Origin of the sequence: Fictibacillus solisalsi, assembly GCF_900103485.1 — a bacterium.
Classification (GTDB): domain Bacteria; phylum Bacillota; class Bacilli; order Bacillales; family Fictibacillaceae; genus Fictibacillus_C; species Fictibacillus_C solisalsi.
Genome location: NZ_FNHW01000001.1, coordinates 1,553,875 through 1,571,484, shown reverse-complemented (window position 1 = coordinate 1,571,484; position 17,610 = coordinate 1,553,875). Strand labels below are relative to the sequence as shown.

Here is a 17,610-nt window from a genome sequence, read left to right as displayed (position 1 = left end):
TCATTGAAGAATAAACCGTTTGTTCCTCAGCTTGTATATATTGAACCAAGAGCATTGGAGTACCCCCTCGGTGTAACCCTTAAAAAGAAATTTGAAGATATGGGCCTTGAGATTCGGGAAACAACCTCCCACAACCAGGTTCGAAACATCCCGGGTGACACCGATTTTCAAAAATACCGGAATGCAAAATCCACCCTTGTGGTAGGGGTTAGAAAAACGCTTAAATTTGATTCCTCCAAGCCATCTGCAGAATACGCCATCCCATTTGCAACAGGCTGCATGGGCCATTGTCATTATTGTTATTTGCAGACGACCATGGGTAGCAAGCCGTATATCCGCACATATGTCAATGTGGAGGAGATATTGGATCAGGCGCAGCAGTACATGGAAGAACGAGCTCCGCAAATTACCCGGTTTGAAGCTTCTTGTACTTCGGACATCGTGGGTATTGACCATTTAACCCATACGTTAAAACACGCGATTGAGTATTTTGGCCAGTCGGAGCTGGGCAGATTGCGTTTTGTTACCAAATTTCATCATGTCGATCATCTGCTGGATGCGAAACACAACGGGCGTACACGGTTTCGGTTCAGTGTGAATGCCGATTATGTGATTAAATATTTTGAACCGGGAACCTCTCCCCTTGATCTGCGGATAGAAGCCGCAAGAAAAGTGGCGGAGGCAGGCTACCCGCTTGGTTTTATTGTTGCACCTATTTATATTCACGAAGGCTGGCAGGAGGGCTATCGTGAGCTGTTTGAAAAACTCGATGCCGCCCTTCCACAAAGCGCAAGGGAAGACATCACATTTGAATTGATACAGCATCGCTTCACGAAACCCGCCAAACGCGTCATTGAAAAAAACTATCCTAAAACCAAACTCGAAATGAATGAGGAAGAACGGCGGTATAAATGGGGAAGGTATGGAATCGGAAAATACATTTACAGCAAAGAGGAAGAGCATGCATTGCGTGAAAGTCTGGAATCCGATATTGACACATATTTTCCGAACGCAAAGATTGAATATTTTACATGAGTAGCAGCCAGGCCTTGTTAACAAGGGCCTGGTTTTTGTAGTGTTGCAAGGAAAAACGGGGGAATACATCGAAATAAAAGCTGGAAGACCATGTCAACGATTTATTCAATATTTTTGGAAAGTGAGTGAGACAATTGAGTGGAACAAAAGAAATGAAAGAACTTCTACTGAAAGAACTTGAACTGATCGTCAGAACCTCCTCAAACCTGATCGAAAAGATATCCCCCAACCATCTTGACTACAGGCCCCGTGAAAATATGCGTTCCTTGCATGAAGTGATGCTGCATCTGGTGTCGGTTCCGTCCACCGATCTTCTGATCCTCAAGGAGAAGCCTGAAGAAGACATTCGGGAACTCGAAGCGAGCCTATCCAAGGAGCATGATCCGGCGCAGTGGACGGGATTCATGAAAGAAGGACTGCTTGAGGTCAGGCGCTATATGGAAAGCCTTGAAGATGAAGATTTTTTGCATAAAGAAACAAAGGCCTTCTACTTGGATCATGGGACGGCTCAAGCAAAATGGCTGATTGAAATTGTGACCCATGCCCAGCACCACCGCGCCCAGCTGTTTAACTACATGAAAGAACAGGGATATGACATCAACATGTTTGATTTATATTAAAAGCTCGATCCCGGGAACCTCTGCATCTTTGCAGAGGTTTTTGCTGTGTTTGTATAACATTTATCTCATTTAATTAATAAATAACAAAATAATCCATGAATTCGCAAAAAAGTGAAGATTTCGGTGAGTTACTTTATCGGTTTAGCTTGTTAAATTTTATGTAAGCGATTACAAACGTTTCTGGAAAAATACAAAAGGAGGGAAAAACGAGCGTCCATTACAGTCCATAAATTTCATTAATAGGGAGGAATGCTACCAGTGACGGGAATTCCTGGGATCATGCAGACTGGGCGGAAGCCAAATTTAAGTAACAGATAAAAATAAGAATAATTTAACCGGTACAGCTATGTTCAGCTGTGCCGGTTTTTCATGTACACTATAGAAAACAGCATGTAAGGGGAAATGATGAAGTTTACTGATGAGGTAGTAAGGATTATAAAAAGTATTCCAAAAGGCAACGTAATGACGTATGGCCAGATTGCAAAGCTCGCTGGCAGTCCCAGGGGAGCAAGGCAGGTCGTCCGGGTCCTTCATTCCATGAGCAAAAAACACCAGCTTCCGTGGCACCGTGTCATCAATACGAAGGGGGAGATTGGGTTCAAGGATGAAGAGATGTATGCCGTTCAAAAGTTGTCTCTGGAGAGTGAAGGAATTCAAGTAAGTTCTGAGGGTAAAATTAATTTGACAGTTTACCAATTTTGGCCAGAATGCTAAAAAGGATGTACAACCATACGGGGATGTACATCCTTTTAAACTGATTAGGTGTGTTTCTTTTTATATTTTTCAATCACATGCCGCATGCCTTCTTCGAGCAAGTCGTTGGCCGGACGGTCAAATTTGGCGGCCAGTGCCTTAATTTCTTTGTAGAGAGACTGGCTGAGTGTGGTGTTTACATTTTTTCGGTCATCATTTTTAGGCCGGATCCTGCTTTGGTACATGATTTCCTCCCGAGAGAAATTTTTTCAATACTGATTCTGCCGGAAAAGAAGGTGGCGCCCCCTCCCATATCGGCAATCCGGTCTGGTGTCAGGGAATTGACCAGCTGTTTGGTGCCAGGCAGGTCTGCCCAAAGCCCCATCGTTACCGCTACACCCGGCAAAACATTTTCACCAACTGCCACATGAAGCTGGCATTCCCCGCGATCATTCCATAAACGGACCAAGTCTCCATCCTCAACGCCCATATCTGCCGCATCACGGGTATTCAGATGGACCTTCGGTAATTTTTCGAGCAGGATATGCTTATCGTTATTGCTAAAGGTCGAATTTAAAAAGTTGTGATTCGGCCCCGGCACAAACAGAAAAGGATGCTCCCCGTCTTCCGGCAGCGGAATATAGGTCGGCAGCGGTGGATAGCCGTCACGTTCCATCTGTTTGGAATACAATTCAATTTTCCCGCTCGGAGTGGAAAGTCTTCGTGAGAACAGCGGAATATCCTTGGATTTAACAAACTTTCTTACTTTGAGTGACCGCAGGCTAATATCTTCTACATAAGGATTGGCCGGGTGTTCAAAGGCCTGTTCAATCATTTCTTCGTCTGAATCTTTAAATGCTTGATCATCAAACCCCATCGCTTCAGCAAGGAGACGGAATACGTCGGGGTTAGATTTGCTATCTCCATACGGCTTTATGACCGGCTCTTGTAGATGCGCGTGTTTATGCCAGTAGGAGGTATAAAAATCGGTATTCTCAAACGAAGAGGTGGCAGGCAGCACAATGTCTGCATAGGCAGCGGTTTCGGTCAGAAATAGATCGTGAACCACTGTAAACAGATCCTCCCGCTCAAATCCTTTTCTTACTTTATTTCCTTCAGGTGCTACAACAACCGGATTGCTGTTATACACATACAATGACGAGATGCGGGGCTCAGCTTCCAGTAGGGCACTGCCGATTTGGTTCATGTTAATAAACCGGGTATTTTTGTTTTTTAAAAGATCAGGACGCTGAACAGCAGCTGTATTATGGGACAGATAGCTGGAATTGGACTTAATGGCACCGCCGCCCTGTTTCAGCCATTGACCTGTTACGGCGGGAAGGCAGGCAATGGTGCGCACAGCCATTCCGCCATTGTCATGGTGCTGCAGGCCATTTCCGATTCGGATGAACGAAGGAGAGACCGTTCCGTACTCATGTGCGAGATTTTTCAGATCATCTGCGGAAACACCCGTAATAGCAGCTACAGTATGCAGGTCATATTGCTTAACATGTTCTATCAATTCTTCATAACCTGTGGAATACTCTTTTAAGAAATCCATATCGGCCAGGTTGTTTTCAAAAAGATAGTTCATGATACCAAGGGCCAGTGCACTATCTGTTCCAGGAAGAATCGGAATAAACCAGTCCGCAAGAATACCTGTCCGGTTTTTGTGAACGTCAATCACAATAATCTTTGCTCCGTTTTTCCTTGCTTTTTGGGCGAGCGCCACCTGATGCATATTCGTGCTGACGGCATTGATCCCCCAAAAAATAAATAGCTTGGCATGTACCGTATCCATAGGGTCAATGCCAAAACCACCGCCCATGGTATAACGGTAACCGACTGAACCGGCGACAGAACATATGGTTTGATCAAGACGGCTCGCACCAAGCCGATGGAAAAAACGCCGGTCCATTCCCTCGGCACTTAAGATCCCCATGTTTCCATAAAAGCTATAGGGGAGAATGCTCTCAGGTCCTTCGTCAGCTACAAGCTCTTTCCATTTGGATGTAATCGTATCAATCGCCTCATCCCAGCTGATGGGTTCAAATTCCATGCTTCCTTTTGCGCCAATTCTCTTCAGTGGAGTTGTCAGCCGCTTCGGATCATACAGTCTTTCAGGCATATTCCTAACTTTATTGCAGATATTGCCCTGTGTGACGGGATGGTCCGGATCTCCTTGTACTTTTATGATTTTCCCATCTTTTTTATGAAGAAGCAGACCACATTGGTCCGGACAGTCAAGTGGGCATACAGAGGGAACAACACCGTTTTCCTTTGTGGTATATGTACTCATTGGTTACTCCTTTCGAAGCTCATGGTTGTTTTGTAGGTTGATATTCTCTATATTATCAATGAATTTGAACAAAATGAAAAGGATTCTGAAGAAAAAACATACGTGAACAAAAAGTGGAATTTTAACGCAAACGACATCTTTTTGTAAAATTTGTAATCTATTTCAGTGGATGATGCATATGATTTATTGTTTGGCAACAAACAGCAAATCTTATGTAAGGAAGGGAATCCATGAAAAAATTTGTCGTGCTTTTGTTAACGTTTAGCTTTCTTCTGTTCTTTGCCCACCCGGCCAAGGCAGCAGCCGCCAGCCAATTTATTATCATCAACAAATCGAAAAATGAATTGGCGTACTATGAAAATTCCCGTCTCAAAAGTGTATTTAAAGTGGCAACCGGAAGGCAAAAGTCTTACACACCAGAAGGAAAGTTCAAAGTTGTGAACAAAATTGTAAACCGGCCCTATTACAGCGGCCACATTCCAGGGGGAGATCCCAGAAATCCACTCGGAAATCGATGGCTCGGATTGAATGCAAGAGGAACATGGGGAACCACCTATGCCATCCATGGGAACAACAATGCTAAGTCAATTGGCACCTATGCGAGTGCAGGCTGCATCCGTATGTACAACAATGAAGTGCAATGGCTGTTTACGAGAGTTAAAGTGAATACACGTGTAGTCATCGTGAGTTCAAGCAAATCGTATGATTCGATCGCATCTGCCTATGGCCTGAAAGGGAAGGGGTCTTCACTGCCGGCCTATTCAACCGGCACCTTAAAAAAAGGAAGCAAGGGTGAGGCAGTGAAGGAATTGCAAAAGCTCTTAACCCAAAAAGGCTACAGCACCAAAGAAATCGATGGTATCTTCGGCAAGAATACAGATTCTGCGGTCCGGAAGTTCCAGAAGGCCAAGAAGCTGAAGGTGGATGGCCTTGTAGGTCCGGCAACGAAGAAAGCGCTTGGTATGCTGTGAATTATAAATAAAGCAAGAAAATAACCTTCAGGCTTCACAATTCAGTGAGGTTTGGAGGTTTTTGGTTAAATGATTTCAAGAGCTGCATAATAACTTCTATATTAGGAAAAGAATAGCATGGATAAAAAGTATTGAGCAAATTAAGATTATTATCTGCCAAAATCAATTATTACAACTGTTCAGATGGAAAAACTGCTTTAATTCGATAACAGAATGACCTGCTAATTTAAGGCAAAATGATAGTGTTTTCAAAACCTTCTATATTTAGAGTGTGCTATTAAAGGGTATTTTTCCTTTTAAATAAGCCCAATTCAAAATAAATAATTCTGGAATATTAATTGATAGAATAGTTGAAAAATTTAGAAAATATTATTGACATAAATTAGGCACCGAGCTATGATTGAAATCAGATAATTTAATAGTGAAAACGGAGTTTTATATTATAAAACAACTAATCTCTTAAAAGAAGGGTTCTGAAAAATTGACCGACGATTCAGAGAACGTAGTTTTATAATATAAAACAATCAGTTTCGGCAAAATGATAGCGATTACAAAACTTAAGAGGAGGAAATCGCTATTGAATTTTCTACTATTAAACCTGTATTTGTTAGAGTTTAGTGAGCTTGAACTCACGAATGGTAACGTGGAGGCTGAATGAACAGACAGAAAGACATAGAACATGTCATATAGGGACTTGTAGCTTGCGTTGGGCAAGAACGCGGAAAAGCACACCCAAAGCTCAAAGATATACCTGTCAGTGCTGAAGAACACTAAGGAATCAAACACCTATCATACGTGAAACACCTATAGCAGTTAAGTATGAAAGATTAGCAGCCGAAGCGGGTGGAGGTTGGAAACTATTGGTGAAAGCCATAGTAATAAAGGTTTTAGGTCAAAATTAATTTAGGATTTTGACTTACTTAAACCAGAGGGGGAAGTGGGTGTACGGATATGATAAAAGAAATACATTTTTAGAGAGTGTGTGCATGAGTACAAATGTAATGATGGCATGGTGTATTAGGTATGTATAATCAACCAGAGTATTCGTATAAATCGAAAATATGATGGGACCATCGGGATGAGTTATTGTATCTAATAATGTTCTACAAACAAAGCTCCAAATAACAAAAAAGAGTGATAAAAGGTATGAAAGGAATGAGTTTTTTTGAAGAAAAAAGCTAGAAACCTGCTTACATATTTTTTAGCGTTGGTTTTTACCTTAAGTTCATTTCCCGTTACCGCATTACCGGTCATCAAAGCTTCAGCTGCAGAGGGTGTCAATGAGAAGGCTTCGAGCAATTCAGCGACAGAGGTTGTATCGCTGAAAGAAGTCTACAAGGATTATTTTCTTATCGGCAATACTATTAGCCCGGGCGATTTAACCGATACAGCGAAGTATGATTTTATGAAGTTCCACTATAACGCATTAACACCTGAAAACGCCACGAAACCCGACTCCATATGGTCCAACCCAACTCGCGATCCATCATTCACATCAGCTGACAACATGTTAACTAAAGTTAAAGCCGACGGTTTCTATACGATTGGACATGCATTGGCCTGGCACAATCAGTCAGCTGGCTGGCCGCAGAGCGGTCAGAATTATACTGAAGCAAGGGCCAGCTTGAAAAGATATATTTCTACAATTGCCGGACACTATAGTGAGGGTCCTTATAAGCTCAACACCTGGGACGTTGTTAACGAAGCAATGAGGGATAATCCCGAAAATCCGACCGACTGGCGGAACGCGCTTCGCTCCGGCATTCAACCAACGGAACGGCCGTCCAGATGGTTTGAAGCCTACGCTAACGGCGGAAACGGGTGGGATTATATCTATGATGCCTTCTTGTTTGCACGTGAGGCAGCTCCCAACGCAATTCTGTATTACAATGACTTTAACGACGAGGAACTCCCCAACAAAGCAATCGCGATTGCCTCAATGGTCAACGAGCTTAACGAAAGATACGCAAATGAGCACCCTAAGGCAAACGGCAGGAAACTGATTGAGGGCATCGGGATACAGGGGCATTACAACCTCCGACTCAAGGTGGATAATTTAGATGAAGTTTTAAAGATATACAGTGAAACCGGTTGTGAGATCAGCATAACCGAACTCGACGTACAATTCAACGGCACTTCTGCCGACGTTCCCCCTAACGAGACGCAATTAAAGGAGCAGGCAAAATTGTACGCCAAGCTGTTCATGCTATATAAGAAGTATTCCAATAATATAGAACGTGTTACATTCTGGGGTGTGTCTGATAACAATAGCTGGCGCAGGACGGGATACCCGCTGCCATTCGACTCCAGTCGTACACCAAAAGAAGGATATTGGGCCATAATAAATCCGGAGGCTTATCTGGGGCTGGATGATTTGCCGCCAAAGCTCACGTCGTTTGACTTCGCCGGTGATGTTTTCAATGTAGCGGGCAAAACCGAATTTGATGTTAACGTGCCAAAGGACGTGTCAAAGATTGACTTCTCTGCCGCGAACATCGCACACGAATACCCTGACGATGATGTTGACGTCAGTGTTAAACTCAACCCCGCTAGCGGCACGGTGAGCGCAGAAAAGCCTGCCGTGGCCACAGTGAAAATTGCCCGGAAGGACTCCCCGAAAATATCGACGACGTATACGGTAAACTTCGGGCATATGACCGCCGAGTGGGAGAAAGACCAAAACTATAAGGATACGGGCTACCGCTCAACCGTCAAAATCCGTTTCAGTGATGGTGAAACCAAATTCAAACTGTTTCAGGAGTTTTATAATCGGGACGACGGTAAACTGGCAATGCTCAACAGTAAGGAAATCCAGCCCTTACCAAAACATACTGGTGGCACGTTCTCTATTAATACAGATAGTAGTATAGACGATGATCATTTAAAAACATTGACGTTAAAGAAATCTTTGTGGAATCAGAAATGGACTCCGATTAATCCGGCGCGTGTTACAGATTTCACTGTTCCGGAAAATTTTTGGAGAATGGCCAAAACGATCGAATCCGGTAAGACTTATATCGTTGTGTCCGCCAACTCAGGTGTGGCTCTGACCAATAGGAACGTGACATCCGTCCCTGCGACTGGCGGTGTAACAAACGCCAAACGAGGGCTTGCGGGGACGCCTGTTACCATAGTTGACGATGTTATTGTAGCGCCGAAGCTGATTCAGGACAATATGAGATTTATCTTTAATGAGAGTACCAGCCCCGATCCGGGACCATATACAAGCGCTAACGGTTACACTGGATACAATATGTTAAGTCTCGTTCACGGTGGCCTTGTCGCCCCTTCTATTTTGTGGCGGGATTTGAGCAGTGACATGACGGCTTCATTACGCACAGATACAACTATTGGAGATAATGCATTAGATCGAGCGGTATGGTTTAACACGGGTATAGACCCCGATACCGGCGAGACGACGTTATTTTCCCATACTGGTTCAAGCAATTACACTTATGCGCTCCACGGAAACGAAAACGGTTTCGTCGGCCAAGGAGGCACGGATCCTCTGGAGGACTATGCAGCCGATAGCCGTGTTAAGTTGTATGAGTACGTTTCCAATTATTCATACGAAGACTTAACGAGTCTAGGCGTTGAAATAAGCCACAGCCCGGTGGAGCGTATTGTGAGTGAGCGTAACGCCAACATCCCCCTCACGGCGGATGTACCTGATGGTTCCAAAGCGGTGTTGAAAAAGGACGGCGTTTCAGTGGCTTCCGCGACATTTGCAAACGGCAAAGCGATGATTAGCGTTAAAGGCAGCGATGTTGACGGCGGCGCGAATTATGCAGTCGTAGTGTATGATGGTTCCGAATTACTTGGCGCGGTAATTCTCCCGGTAGTCACTGTCGTCAACGCGACACCGAAGGCTACGGTAGAGAAACTCAATGGTAATCAAAACAAACTGACAATTACCGTTACGGAAGTATACGCAGATGATTCGAAGGAGGCTTACACGAAAGAGGTACTAATCAGGAACAACGCGGCAGACGTTTACCAGGTGGGACCATATAAAGTTTATGTGGACACTAAGGGCAACAACAAGATTCATAAATGCTATATTGTGAAAGAAGCTGAACAACAGGAGGCAGCACAGCAAACCAGTGTGCAGTAGCTTTGAAAGTCCATAATAAAATTGACTTTATTTTATTGGAACCTTTTTTAAAGCATTTCAGTTGTGCTATTCAAATAACGCCAGAAGTTTATTGGTAGAAAATAATAAAAGTAGTCCTATGGGCTACTTTTATTTTTCTTTGGTTCCATCCTGCCCATTCTCATATGAATATCAAAAATAAGCTGTCATGATCTAGGGCTACAACTTACCTCTTTATCCCGTATGTTGTTTCGATCTGCATTCGTATTTATGATAGAGAAAAAGGGGATGGATATTCCGTGTTTTAATATTGCAAACAAGTCAGCTGCTTTTGTAGAGTAATTGGACGTCAATCAGCTTCCTTAACTAACATATACAAGTTTTTCGGGAAAGGCGAGATGCTGTTTCCGACTTCATCACGAATATGCCGAAAGAACATCCAATTTTTTTTCGTTGAACTTTCGAAGGAGTATCAAACCTCCAGTGACCCCGTTTTAGATGAGAAGGTGGCCAAAGGGCATTTTACCTGCCGCATATCGAATAAGTGTTAATTGTAATATAAACCACTGGCGTAATTGAAAACGTTGAGGGTTTGTTTATCCGAAAAATGGATGGCTTGATGGGCATGGGGTTCTACCCTTTGTTTAAAATACCATTGCCCGAAGGCAAATAAACGGAAAATGTAGTACCTTCATCGGGCTCACTCGCGACGCGGATGAACCCATCGTGGGCTTTTACAAAATGATGGGCGATGGATAATCCGAGCCCCGTACCGCCTGTATGTCGCGAGCGCGCTTCGTCTACGCGGTAAAATCGGTCGAATAGGTGGGGTAATGCTTCCTCCGGTATTCCGATGCCGGTATCGCTCACCGAAACACGTGCAAAGTACGCATTCCCATCAGCGACCCTATCTTCGATTTCAACCGTAATCTTCCCTCCACGTGGCGTGTAACGAATCGCATTGGTCAGCAAATTATAGAAAACCTGGGTAATCCGTCTCGCATCTGCTATCGTGGTAACCGGCATCGAATTCGTATAAAGGCAAACGTCTAATCCGTTTTCTTCCGCTTCGTATTTTACGTCGTCCACCATTCGTTCCAGGTGAACGGTCAGATCAAGCGGTTTGCGATTGAGCGACAACCGGCCTGCTTCTGCCAACGATAAGACATATAAATCATCTACTAGAAGGCTCATTCGGATCACTTCATCATGAATCCGAAGCAGCATTTCTGGCGGGATATGATGAACGGACTGCTGATAATTCTCCAGTTTAAGCTGCATCATGGACAGCGGCGTGCGAAGCTCGTGAGCAACATCGGCCACCAATCGTCTGCGGGCTTCTTCGGCTTCACGCAGGCGAAACGTCATATCATTGAACGTTTGAGCGACTTTCCCATATTCATCCTTCGTGTCTACAGGCACTTTGACGTTTAGGTCGCCCTGCGCCACGCGCTCTATGGCGGCTATAAGCCTTTTAAGCGGGCGGGTCAGCACCCCTGATATCCAAAAACTGAAGAGTAATCCGATTGCAATAAAAAAGAACAAGCGTACTCCGTGTGTGACATTAAGCAGTACGTCCATCTGCATATTATCAAGGAAATAAGTTTTAAAGATTTCGATTTGCTCCTCGGGCGTAGCTCTCAAATAGTCGGCATCGATCTGTTTCCTTTGAAATTGATCGATCAATTTGGCTGTGTGAATTTGTGTTGTAAGAGAGAAAGTGATACTTACAATAAGCATGAGAAGTACCATACTGGCAAATACTTTCATCCGGAACGTCATCCTCATTAACGTTCACCGAATCGGTAACCAAAACCATATACCGTTTGAATATATCGGGGATTGGTAGGATCGTCTCTTAGTTTGCGACGTAGATTCCGGATATGGGAATCCATCGTTCTTTCGTATCCCATGTACTCATCCTCCAAGGCAGCCTTTATTAATTGCAAACGGCTAAAGACAATGCCTGGTTTAGCAGCCAGTGTCAACAGAATTTTGAATTCGGTAGGTGTCAATTGGATTTGCTTACCGTCTTTAGATACCTGACATTTCGCCTCAGAAATAATTAAGTTATCTCTTTCCAAAAATATCGACCTATCTTCAGGTCCGCGTAAGCGGCGAAGTAAAGCTCTGATGCGCGAAGAGAGCTCACGCAAGCTGAATGGCTTCGTTAAATAATCATCCGCACCGATTTCCAGTCCGACGATTTTATCCGATTCATCCGATCGGGCAGTAACCATAATAATACCGCAATGCGAGGTTTTTCTTATTTCGCGGCAAACGTCGATTCCGCTTTTCTCAGGGAGCATCCAATCAAGCACGATGAGATCAGGCCTTTGAGACTGGGCAATTATGAGCGCTTCCTTGCCAGTACAGGCGGTCAATACCCGGAATCCTTCGCGTTGCAAAAAGATCTGCATCTCCTCCAGCATGCCCGGTTCGTCCTCCACAAGCAACAATTTCGTTTCCATTCCCATCACATCTTTCCCGTTTAGTTCGCTTCCATTAACGAGAGTTATATCGCTTACCGAAATTATACCGTGATTTGGTAGGTTCTTAAATAAATTCACGCAAAGAGAGGAAGATCTGCATAAGTTCTCGATATTTTTGGTGTAAAGTGAAAGCCGATATAGATTCAGTTTGTAAAAACAATAAAGAGGAGGAATGAGTATATGAAAATAAAATTAGTTTCATTCGGAATACTCTGCGCACTTCTACTTGTACCAACGATTGCCTTTGCTGAAAGTAAAGTCGGATATGTAATCACGACCGGGCGAATCTGGTCCACGGCAGACGCGTTTGTGGGGCTAATGAACGCAATCTTTGCTGGGCTGTCTCTATCCCGCTCCATCCGTCGTATTGGCAATGGGGGGAGAAACGGGGCCATAATATCCGTAGTGGTGGCCCTGGTCTGCATTATCTATGCTTTAATTCATATGACCATGTTCCCTGGTGGTCTCGGCACTGGCGATGGAAGAGCTGCGGCTGTCATCGCCATCGTGACAGGGATCATTAGTATAATTCTTGCCGGTATCACTCTGATCCGCTCCCTCCGTGCTGGCTGACTCCTTAGTACTTCACATTAGTTATTAGACAATGGGTAAAGCAATTTAAAAGCATATACATTTTTATATACGCAAGCATTTGGAATTATGAAATTGAAAATAAGAAAGTAAAGATATTTCTAATTAATAATTCCGCTTATATTAGCGGAATTTCTGGTGATCAGCATCTAAGTCCTTTAAGCAGAGCGCTGCCGTGGATAATACAAAGCCTAAGCAAAACTTGATCATTTATTTAAAGGTTAAAGGGCTTCCTAACGGCTCCTATAAGTCGGTGTTCCATTTCAAGAGTAAAGACACCGTTTATACCGGCACAATCGGCAAATCAAAAGCAGTAAAGAATGGTCGGCAGCCAAAGGGTATAAAGTGGTAAGGGAAAAAGTATACAGCGAAGACTTCATTTACTCCAAAGTAAGGATGTGATCCAGAAATGAAAGGAATTATTGACCGCTTTGAAGAAGACCTTGTAGTCGTTGAAACCGGGAATAAAACGCCAGATTTCGAGAAGAGGCTTTTTCCTGCTGATGCCTCACCTGGAGATGGGGTAACCATAGAGGGAGAGAAAATTACCATCCTCAAAGACAAAACAGCAAAGCGAAGATAAGAAGTAGAAGATTTAATGAACTATTCGAATAATGCTTAAATGACTTTCTTGAAAGTCTTTTTTCTTGGCTATTTTCGTAACATTTGATTATAGGGGGATGTTCAAATCAGTAGGATTTAAAAGCACCAATTCCAAGGTTGCTCTTTGTGCAGCTGTTCTTCCAACCTTTGCAAAACAATACTCTTATCGATCTAGCCGATTTACCATTCAGTTGTTAAAGGAGACACCATCTCTGCAGGATGCAGTAATGTTCAAAGCGACTACTGTGAAAATTACCCTGAATCCGATGGTGAAAAGACATCAATTAGCATAGGCCAAAAAATCCGTGTTTCATAAAACCGATAATGCCAATTAAGCAGGTACCTCGTGTACCTGTCTTTTTTGATATCCGTTCTGAAATTTTGAAATTTATGGTAAATTGAATGTGGAATTAAGGGGGTGAGTGTATAAAGAGAAAAGTCTTCATTGTGTTGATTGCTACTGTTGTCATTACCTTGTTTTGTAATTGGTATTTTCCGTATTCCTTTCTTGCATTTAAAAAAGAATATACTTTAAATGGTGATAATCATGGGATTGGCCAATTCAGCAAGGACCTTGAATCGTTACAAGATAAAGTACTTGAAAAGAAAATAAACAATGAATTAAGCCAGTATATTCAAAAATCGATTTACTATCTTGAGCAACCATGGCTTAAAACGAAAGGTGATGTCAGATTAGGCATTTATGAGCTAATTAACATGCAAAAGGAAGTTCGGGAGTTACGTGATGATTTAGTTTATCTTGATACTAGGAAGTTAAAGGTATCTCGTTATGATCGAGATCAATTGCGACTGCTTATTCATATATATGAAACCATTGATGATTCACTTGAAACGATTTTAGACGACCGAAATATGACACGAGGAGAATTAAAAACGTCATTATGGAATTTACGGGTGGAACATGTATCAAGTTTAGACGTTTTAACAACCTTATATGAGGAATATCTGGAGATGCTTCAACATTGAATCAATGTGTCTGAGGGGGTAACCGCCTAACAGAGCAAACTAATTATAAGGATCGTCTTTTAAATTAAAAAGATAATTTCTTATAATAATGCCTGTCCTAATCTTTCTTATTCCAAACAGCTATAGCATAGATTCGCATTAATTTCTATGCTATAGCTCTTAATAAAACTAGTTTATTTCAATATTTCAACCTTAATCCCTTTATTTAAAATATTTTGATAATCAATAAATTCAAATAAATCTTCTTCAATTAATGGATGTATACTCTTAAATTCGTCGAGAGACAACTCTTCGATTCCTTTATTATGATCTTCACAATAAATAACAATAGAACCCACGATACTATGCGCATCTCTAAATGCAGTCCCTTTGCTAACTAAATAATCAGCGACTTCTGTTGCATTGAGAAAGCCTGATTTCACAGCCTTTTTCATATTTTTAGTATTTACCTTCATAGTAGAAATCATGTTTGACATAATTTCTAGACAAGATAACACAGTATCCAAAGTATCAAAAAAGGGTTCTTTATCTTCCTGCATATCCTTGTTGTAGGCCAATGGCAACCCTTTCATGGTTGTTAAAAGAGAAGTTAGAGAACCATATACTCGTCCTGTTTTTCCTCGTATAAGTTCTGCTGCGTCAGGGTTTTTCTTTTGAGGCATAATACTGCTGCCTGTTGAATAGGCATCATCAATACTTATAAACTTAAACTCTTGACTGCTCCATAAAACCAGTTCCTCACTTAACCTGCTTAAATGCATCATAATAATCGAAAAACTTGACATTAATTCTAGGAGATAATCTCTATCACTGACTCCATCAAGGAAATTGGATACAGGTCGTGAAAACCCCAACTCTTCAGCTGTCATTTTTCGGTCTATCGTATGAGTCGTACCTGCCAATGCTCCACAACCAAGCGGACATTCGTCTAGAATTTCAATCGCATTAAGAATTCTTTTTCTGTCCCGATCCAGCATTTGATAATACGCCATTAAGTGGTGCTTCAGAGTGACTACTTGTGCTCTTTGTAAATGGGTGTATCCAGGCATAATCACATTGTTTGCTTCTGCTTTTTCTTTAAGAGTATTTTGCAGACCCTCAATAAAGCCGATCACTTGTAATGCCTTATTTTTAGCGTAAAGCCTGATATCTAAAGCAACTTGGTCATTACGGCTTCTCGCTGTATGGAGTTTTTTTGCTGTTTCACCGATTCTTTCAGTTAATTTTGCTTCAATGAAACTATGAATATCTTCATAATTCCCTTCGATCGCTAAGGTTCTATTATCGATATCTTCCAATATTGAAAGAAGAGACATTTTAATACTTTCTCCTTCTTCCTTTGTAAGTAATCCGCATTTCACAAGCATATTTACATGTGCAATACTGCCGTTAATATCTTCAGAATAAAGCCTCTTATCAACATGAAGAGAACTATTAAAGTCCTCCATTAGTTGATTCTCTTCCTTTCTAAAACGTCCTCCCCAAAGCTTCATAAGAATTCTCCTTATTTACGTCTGTATTTTCTATATCTTGAATATTTCCCTTTTTTCGCATATACCAAATACCGTTAAAAACGGCAAAATAGTAAAAGATGAATCCTAGTATTGCCACAATATAAGACATGAACGGTTCTGGAATAAATTCCTGACCACCAAAGTTTCCGATTGATGAAATACCAACGAGCATCAAAATATAAATAACCAGATAAATCCCGCCTATTATTTCTATCAATTTATGTTTATTGATAAAATGAACGATTAAATACCCTGCAAGTCCGATTACTAGTCCCCAAATGGCAAGTTGGACTCTGCTCCAGTTTGTCCAATAAATAAGCAAAGTGGCAAAGGTAAAGGCTAAAGGAGCAATAATAGTCATGCCGGGGATACCGTTGTCTTTTGTCAAACCAACTTTACGAAACACCATTACCGTGACACAAGCTGAAGCGTACTTAAAAATACCAATTGCCCCGACAATTGCTACTATCGCAGTCCAACTCTTTAAAGGGAACAAGAAAAGCAACCCGATAAGGAAGTTGAGGGTAAGCGCACGTGTTGGAACCCCAAATCTTTTATTAATGGATGCAAAATAAGATGGCAGGAATCCACTTTTCGCCATTGCAAATACATGTCTTGAAGTGCCGGCAGTGTAGGCGAGCGCAGAACCAGTTGGGGAAATCATTGCGTCTGCTGTAATGGTCCAAGATAGCCAAACCATATTAGCCATAAGTGCTAAGTTCGCAAAGGGAGAGTCAAATTTAATTCCACTCCAACCGTTAGCTAGCATTTCTGGCGGAACAGCACCAATAAAAACAATTTGAAGCAAAGCATATAAAATTGCGGAAAATGATAAAGATGTGATAAGTGCAAGTGGAATATTACGTCTTGGATTTACAACTTCGCCGCCCATCATAATTACATTTCCGAATCCTGTATAGGCAAAAAATATGCCACTAGTTAAGATTGCACTTAAGCCAGCTCCATATCCATTAGGGGCAACCCCATGACTTGTATAATTCTCTGCATGAAAACCCGTCATAAAAAAAGCAATGATGGTTAATAAGGGTACTATAAATTTGATAATGGTTATAATTGTATTGGTGACAGAAAATAATTTCACACCAAAATAGTTAACAACAACAAAAAATACCATTAATATTGTCGACGCGAGAATTCCTGTTGTAGTAAGTTGCTCCTTAGTTACATCGTATAGTCCTGGCCAGAACTGATTAGCGTATTGAATAACTCCTGACGATTCCACTGGTGCAGTAGCGCAGTAGCCAAGCCAAATTGAAAAACTTGTTACTGTACCAAGTAATTTTCCATGGGAATAAAGAGGATAACGGGCCAGCCCGCCTGCTTCTGGTTTTACTCTTCCTAATTCAGCATAAACAAGGGCGATAAGCATGATGACGAATGCAGCAATGATCCAAGACATTATGGCTATTGGTCCAGCCAGTTTAGCTGTATTCCATGGTCCAAAAAGCCAGCTTGATCCAATAATTCCACCAAGAGATAGTGCTGTAAGTGACCAAAAGCCCATTTTCTTTTTTAAATATTGTTCTTGATTCATGAAATTCCCTCTTTCTCAATGGGGTATTTGTTCAAAACAATAGAATGAAATTGCTCAAATGACCTGGAAACACAATGGCTTAATATTAAAATTAATAGCTCCTTTCTAGTATTTTTAGCTGATACTTTCATAAGTTGAATTTTGCCTAGCAATTAAA

At 41.9% G+C, this 17,610-nt stretch carries 16 protein-coding genes; 10 read left to right on the top strand and 6 right to left on the bottom strand.

Going from position 1 to position 17,610, the window contains the following annotated elements; all coding sequences use genetic code 11:
• Positions 1–3 precede the first annotated feature (3 nt).
• From splB to BLT53_RS08000, 3 genes are all read left to right on the top strand, one after another.
• The gene (gene splB / locus BLT53_RS08010; protein ID WP_090233992.1) at positions 4–1,035 is read left to right on the top strand and encodes a spore photoproduct lyase; all 1,032 of its coding nucleotides are present in this window, start codon (positions 4–6) and stop codon (positions 1,033–1,035) included.
• A 134-nt stretch (positions 1,036–1,169) separates the two neighbouring features.
• Complete coding sequence (locus tag BLT53_RS08005; protein ID WP_090233990.1) at positions 1,170–1,655, top strand: DinB family protein; 486 nt, start codon at positions 1,170–1,172, stop codon at positions 1,653–1,655.
• Between the two features lie 405 nt (positions 1,656–2,060).
• Positions 2,061–2,369: an MGMT family protein gene (locus tag BLT53_RS08000; RefSeq protein ID WP_090233989.1), complete on the top strand. Its 309-nt coding sequence runs from the start codon at positions 2,061–2,063 to the stop codon at positions 2,367–2,369.
• Positions 2,370–2,413: 44 nt separating this feature from the next.
• Here the strand turns inward: BLT53_RS08000 and BLT53_RS07995 are convergent, their stop codons facing one another.
• On the bottom strand, positions 2,414–2,593 hold the full coding sequence (locus BLT53_RS07995; RefSeq protein ID WP_090236785.1) for a hypothetical protein: 180 nt from the start codon (positions 2,591–2,593) through the stop codon (positions 2,414–2,416).
• Positions 2,545–4,647 (bottom strand): molybdopterin oxidoreductase family protein, encoded by a 2,103-nt coding sequence (locus BLT53_RS07990; protein WP_090233987.1) that lies wholly within the window; start codon positions 4,645–4,647, stop codon positions 2,545–2,547. Before BLT53_RS07990 ends, BLT53_RS07995 begins: the two co-directional genes overlap by 49 nt.
• 230 nt (positions 4,648–4,877) lie before the next feature.
• Here BLT53_RS07990 and BLT53_RS07985 point away from each other — a divergent pair, with 230 nt between their 5' ends.
• Entirely contained in the window at positions 4,878–5,618 is a 741-nt protein-coding gene (locus BLT53_RS07985) for a L,D-transpeptidase family protein (RefSeq protein WP_090233986.1), read from the top strand.
• 1,165 nt (positions 5,619–6,783) lie between these two features.
• The gene (locus tag BLT53_RS07980) at positions 6,784–9,732 is read left to right on the top strand and encodes an endo-1,4-beta-xylanase (protein ID WP_090233984.1); all 2,949 of its coding nucleotides are present in this window, start codon (positions 6,784–6,786) and stop codon (positions 9,730–9,732) included.
• A 612-nt stretch (positions 9,733–10,344) separates the two neighbouring features.
• On the opposite strand, the gene BLT53_RS07975 is transcribed toward BLT53_RS07980, so the two are convergent.
• A complete protein-coding gene (locus BLT53_RS07975) occupies positions 10,345–11,499 on the bottom strand; it encodes a sensor histidine kinase (RefSeq protein ID WP_090233983.1) in 1,155 nt (384 codons plus the stop codon).
• A complete protein-coding gene (locus tag BLT53_RS07970; protein WP_090236783.1) occupies positions 11,499–12,182 on the bottom strand; it encodes a response regulator transcription factor in 684 nt (227 codons plus the stop codon). The genes BLT53_RS07975 and BLT53_RS07970 overlap by 1 nt, the downstream gene beginning before the upstream one ends.
• 201 nt (positions 12,183–12,383) lie before the next feature.
• On the opposite strand from BLT53_RS07970, the gene BLT53_RS07965 reads away from it, so the two are divergent.
• The 5 genes from BLT53_RS07965 to BLT53_RS07950 all read left to right on the top strand — a co-directional run bounded on the left by BLT53_RS07965 (position 12,384) and on the right by BLT53_RS07950 (position 14,384).
• A complete protein-coding gene (locus tag BLT53_RS07965; protein WP_090233981.1) occupies positions 12,384–12,776 on the top strand; it encodes a DUF6223 family protein in 393 nt (130 codons plus the stop codon).
• A gap of 193 nt (positions 12,777–12,969) precedes the next feature.
• Positions 12,970–13,146: a hypothetical protein gene (locus tag BLT53_RS24970; RefSeq protein WP_170834275.1), complete on the top strand. Its 177-nt coding sequence runs from the start codon at positions 12,970–12,972 to the stop codon at positions 13,144–13,146.
• 57 nt (positions 13,147–13,203) lie between these two features.
• Positions 13,204–13,377, top strand: a complete 174-nt coding sequence (locus tag BLT53_RS07960; protein ID WP_090233979.1) for a DUF3006 domain-containing protein — start codon at positions 13,204–13,206, stop codon at positions 13,375–13,377.
• Between the two features lie 97 nt (positions 13,378–13,474).
• Positions 13,475–13,690: a hypothetical protein gene (locus tag BLT53_RS07955; protein WP_090233978.1), complete on the top strand. Its 216-nt coding sequence runs from the start codon at positions 13,475–13,477 to the stop codon at positions 13,688–13,690.
• A gap of 154 nt (positions 13,691–13,844) precedes the next feature.
• Positions 13,845–14,384: a hypothetical protein gene (locus tag BLT53_RS07950; RefSeq protein ID WP_090233976.1), complete on the top strand. Its 540-nt coding sequence runs from the start codon at positions 13,845–13,847 to the stop codon at positions 14,382–14,384.
• Positions 14,385–14,557: 173 nt separating this feature from the next.
• Here the strand turns inward: BLT53_RS07950 and argH are convergent, their stop codons facing one another.
• Positions 14,558–15,877, bottom strand: a complete 1,320-nt coding sequence (gene argH / locus BLT53_RS07945) for an argininosuccinate lyase (RefSeq protein ID WP_090233975.1) — start codon at positions 15,875–15,877, stop codon at positions 14,558–14,560.
• On the bottom strand, positions 15,852–17,453 hold the full coding sequence (locus tag BLT53_RS07940; protein WP_090233973.1) for an APC family permease: 1,602 nt from the start codon (positions 17,451–17,453) through the stop codon (positions 15,852–15,854). The genes argH and BLT53_RS07940 overlap by 26 nt, the downstream gene beginning before the upstream one ends.
• Between the last annotated feature and the right edge of the window lie 157 nt (positions 17,454–17,610).

What these genes read in the sequence shown, in the direction of transcription:
- BLT53_RS07955 (WP_090233978.1), top strand. Translation starts at nt 13,475, where the DNA reads ATGTTCAAATCAGTAGGATTTAAAAGCACCAATTCCAAGGTTGCTCTT.
- BLT53_RS07965 (WP_090233981.1), top strand. Translation starts at nt 12,384, where the DNA reads ATGAAAATAAAATTAGTTTCATTCGGAATACTCTGCGCACTTCTACTT.
- BLT53_RS07960 (WP_090233979.1), top strand. Translation starts at nt 13,204, where the DNA reads ATGAAAGGAATTATTGACCGCTTTGAAGAAGACCTTGTAGTCGTTGAA.
- BLT53_RS07990 (WP_090233987.1), bottom strand. Translation starts at nt 4,647, where the DNA reads ATGAGTACATATACCACAAAGGAAAACGGTGTTGTTCCCTCTGTATGC.
- BLT53_RS07985 (WP_090233986.1), top strand. Translation starts at nt 4,878, where the DNA reads ATGAAAAAATTTGTCGTGCTTTTGTTAACGTTTAGCTTTCTTCTGTTC.
- argH (WP_090233975.1), bottom strand. Translation starts at nt 15,877, where the DNA reads ATGAAGCTTTGGGGAGGACGTTTTAGAAAGGAAGAGAATCAACTAATG.
- BLT53_RS07970 (WP_090236783.1), bottom strand. Translation starts at nt 12,182, where the DNA reads ATGGAAACGAAATTGTTGCTTGTGGAGGACGAACCGGGCATGCTGGAG.
- BLT53_RS08000 (WP_090233989.1), top strand. Translation starts at nt 2,061, where the DNA reads ATGAAGTTTACTGATGAGGTAGTAAGGATTATAAAAAGTATTCCAAAA.
- BLT53_RS07995 (WP_090236785.1), bottom strand. Translation starts at nt 2,593, where the DNA reads ATGTACCAAAGCAGGATCCGGCCTAAAAATGATGACCGAAAAAATGTA.
- BLT53_RS07975 (WP_090233983.1), bottom strand. Translation starts at nt 11,499, where the DNA reads ATGAGGATGACGTTCCGGATGAAAGTATTTGCCAGTATGGTACTTCTC.
- BLT53_RS07940 (WP_090233973.1), bottom strand. Translation starts at nt 17,453, where the DNA reads ATGAATCAAGAACAATATTTAAAAAAGAAAATGGGCTTTTGGTCACTT.